This window comes from Variovorax sp. 20P10.2.4 (assembly GCF_058244205.1).
The window spans coordinates 1-2924 of the sequence record NZ_JBZAYE010000799.1 but is presented as its reverse complement, the minus strand read 5'-3'; the positions used below and the strand labels follow the sequence as shown (position 1 = coordinate 2924).

At 69.3% G+C, this 2924-nt stretch carries 3 protein-coding genes and 1 tRNA gene; 3 read left to right on the top strand and 1 reads right to left on the bottom strand.

The window, feature by feature from the left end; genetic code table 11:
• A partial coding sequence (locus AC27VN_RS37720; protein WP_490879966.1) for a SelB domain-containing protein occupies positions 1 to 543 on the top strand: 543 nt, incomplete at its 5' end.
• 14 nt (positions 544 to 557) lie between these two features.
• Positions 558 to 650 (top strand) — tRNA-Sec (locus AC27VN_RS37715).
• 150 nt (positions 651 to 800) lie between these two features.
• Here the strand turns inward: AC27VN_RS37715 and selD are convergent.
• Positions 801 to 1868, bottom strand: coding sequence for a selenide, water dikinase SelD (gene selD / locus AC27VN_RS37710; protein WP_490879965.1), 1068 nt, complete (start codon positions 1866 to 1868; stop codon positions 801 to 803).
• Positions 1869 to 1942: 74 nt separating this feature from the next.
• Between selD and AC27VN_RS37705 the strand changes: the two genes are divergently transcribed.
• Positions 1943 to 2800: a putative selenate ABC transporter substrate-binding protein gene (locus tag AC27VN_RS37705; protein ID WP_490879964.1), complete on the top strand. Its 858-nt coding sequence runs from the start codon at positions 1943 to 1945 to the stop codon at positions 2798 to 2800.
• Positions 2801 to 2924 lie beyond the last annotated feature (124 nt).

Sequence of the window (2924 nt, the reverse complement as noted above, 5' to 3'; positions counted from 1 at the left end):
CCCGATGCGCGCCGCCTCAAGCGCCTGGCCGGCCCGCGCACCGGCGATGCGCTGTGGCGGCATGCGGTCGAATCGCTGGTGGCGCGCGGCGCGCTGGTGCGCAGCGGCACCTGGCTACACCGCCCCGACCACGCGGCGCGGCTCGGCGAGGCCGAGCAGAAGCTCGCGCAGAAGCTGCTGCCGAAGCTGGCCGATGGCGGCTTCGATCCGCCCTGGGTGCGCGACCTCGCCAAGGACTGCGGCGCGAGCGAGGCCGTGGTGCGCCAGACGCTCGCGAGTCTCGCGCGGCGCGGCGAGGCCTTCCAGGTGGTCAAGGACTTGTACTATCCGCAGGCGACGGTCGAACGCCTGGCGGCGATCGCGCGCGATTGCCTGCAGGGGCCCGAGGGCCTGCAGGCCGCGAGTTTCCGGGACGCGACCGGGCTGGGCCGCAAGCGCGCGATCCAGCTGCTGGAGTTCTTCGACCGGGTCGGGTTCACGCGGCGCGTGAAGGACACGCACCTGCTGCGGCCCGACACGGTGCTGTTCGAGGCACGGCCGTGAAGGGCCGTGCGCATGGGAGGGGATCGTCCCTGGTGGGGCGGCCGGGCTTCAAACCCGGTGGGTGGCGCCAGTCGTCGCCGGGAAGGTTCGACTCCTTCCCCCTTCCGCCTTTTGGCGGGCATTCGCCTGCTGCGCGATTCGATCTTGCACCTGCGATGCTCGACGTACCTGAGTACGTCTGCGCTTCTCGGCGCAACCTCGAACCGCTCGCTACGGCGACTGCCCACCAAAAGCTTGGGCGATGGGCAACTGTATGGTCAGGGGACGATGCGCAGCGATGGGCCGTTCGCTTCCACGCGGCCGATGACGGCGGCGCGGTCGAAGCCCTCGTCGCCGAACACCTTCAGCACGGCATCGACGGCCTCCGGCGCGCAGCTCACGAGCAGGCCGCCCGAGGTCTGCGGATCGCTGAGCAGCGCCTGCGCGGTCGGCGGCAGGCCGGCGGCGAGTTCGACCTCGGCGCCGTAGCCGGCCCAGTTGCGGCCCGAGGCGCCGGTGACGAAGCCCTCGGCGGCCATGGCCTCGACGCGGTCGAGCAGCGGCACCTTCGACCATTCGACGACGGCCGAGAGCTTCGCGCCGCGCGCGAGCTCGAGCGCATGGCCCGCGAGGCCGAAGCCGGTGACGTCGGTCAGCGCATGCACGCCTTCGAGCGCCGAGAGCGCGATGCCTGGGGTGTTGAGCTTCGTCGTGTTCTCGATCAGCTGGCGGTAGCCGGTCTCGGACAGCTGCTCCTTCTTGAGCGCGGCCGACAGCACGCCCACGCCCAGCGGCTTGCCGAGCACCAGCAGGTCACCGGCCTTCGCATCGGCATTGCGCCGCACGCGGTCGGGGTGCACCAGGCCCATGGCGACCAGGCCGTAGATCGGCTCGACCGAATCGATGGTGTGGCCGCCCGCGATCGGAATGCCGGCGGCGCGGCACACGTCCTGGCCGCCGCGCACGATCTCGGCGATGACCTCCACCGGCAGCTGGTTGATCGGCATCGCGAGGATGGCCAGCGCCATGATCGGCCGCCCGCCCATGGCGTAGACGTCGCTGATGGCATTGGTGGCGGCGATGCGGCCGAACTCGTAGGGGTCGTCCACGATCGGCATGAAGAAGTCGGTGGTGGCGATCAGCGCCTGCTCGTCGTTGAGCTTGTAGACGGCCGCGTCGTCGGCGGTCTCGATGCCCACCATGAGCTCGGGCGGGATCAGGCCGCCGCCATGGTTCTTGAGGATCTGCGAGAGCACGCCGGGCGCGATCTTGCAGCCGCAGCCGCCGCCATGCGAAAAACTCGTGAGGCGCAGCGGCGCGAGCGGATTCATGAGAGTCGGGTTCATGGCCCGATTATCGAATCGAGCCCGCTTTCTACAATCCCGACCTTTCCAAAACCGCGAGCCTCCAAGGCGCATCCATGAAAAAGACACTCACACGACTGGCCCTTGCCCTGGCCTTCTCCGCAGCCAGCTTCGGCGCCTTCGCGCAGGGCGTGCTGCGTGTCTCGGCCATTCCCGACGAGGCGCCGACCGAGCTGCAGCGCAAGTTCACGCCGCTGGGCGACTACCTCAAGAAGGAAACCGGCATGGAGGTGCAGTTCACGCCCGTGACCGACTATGCCGCCGTGGTCGAAGGCCTGGCCACCAACAAGATCGACCTCGCCTGGCTCGGCGGCTTCACCTTCGTGCAGGCGCGCATCCGCACCAACGGCGGCGCGGTGCCGATCGTGCAGCGCGCCGAGGACGAGGTCTTCACCAGCAAGTTCATCGTGCCGGTGGACAGCAGCGCGAAGACGCTCGCCGACCTCAAGGGCAAGACCTTCGCGTTCGGCGCGCCCTCCTCCACCTCGGGCAGCCTGATGCCGCGCTACTTCCTGCTGCAGGCCGGCATCAACCCCGAGAAGGACTTCAAGACGGTCGCGTTCTCGGGCGCGCACGATGCCACGGTGGCCTTCGTGGCCGCCTCGCGCGCCGAGGCCGGCGTGCTCAACGCCTCGGTGTGGGACAAGCTGGTCGAGGCCAAGAACCCCAATGCGCTCAAGGTGCGCGTGCTCGCGACCACGCCGACCTACTACGACTACAACTGGACCGTGCGCCCGGGCCTCGACGCGGCGCTCACGAAGAAGCTCACCGACGCCTTCCTCAAGCTCGATCCGGCCAACCCGGCGCACAAGGAGATCATGGCGCTGCAGCGCGCGAGCAAGTTCATCCCGACCCAGTCGTCGAACTACGACGGCATCGAGACGGCGGGCAAGTCGGCCGGCCTGATCAAGTAAGCAAGAGAGAAAGAGAGAAGGCGCGCATGGGTTTCTCGCTCGACGGCGTGGGCGTGGTGCACCCCAACGGCCAGCGCGCGCTGGCCGGGGTGAAGCTCGCGGCGCGCGACGGCGAACGCCTCGC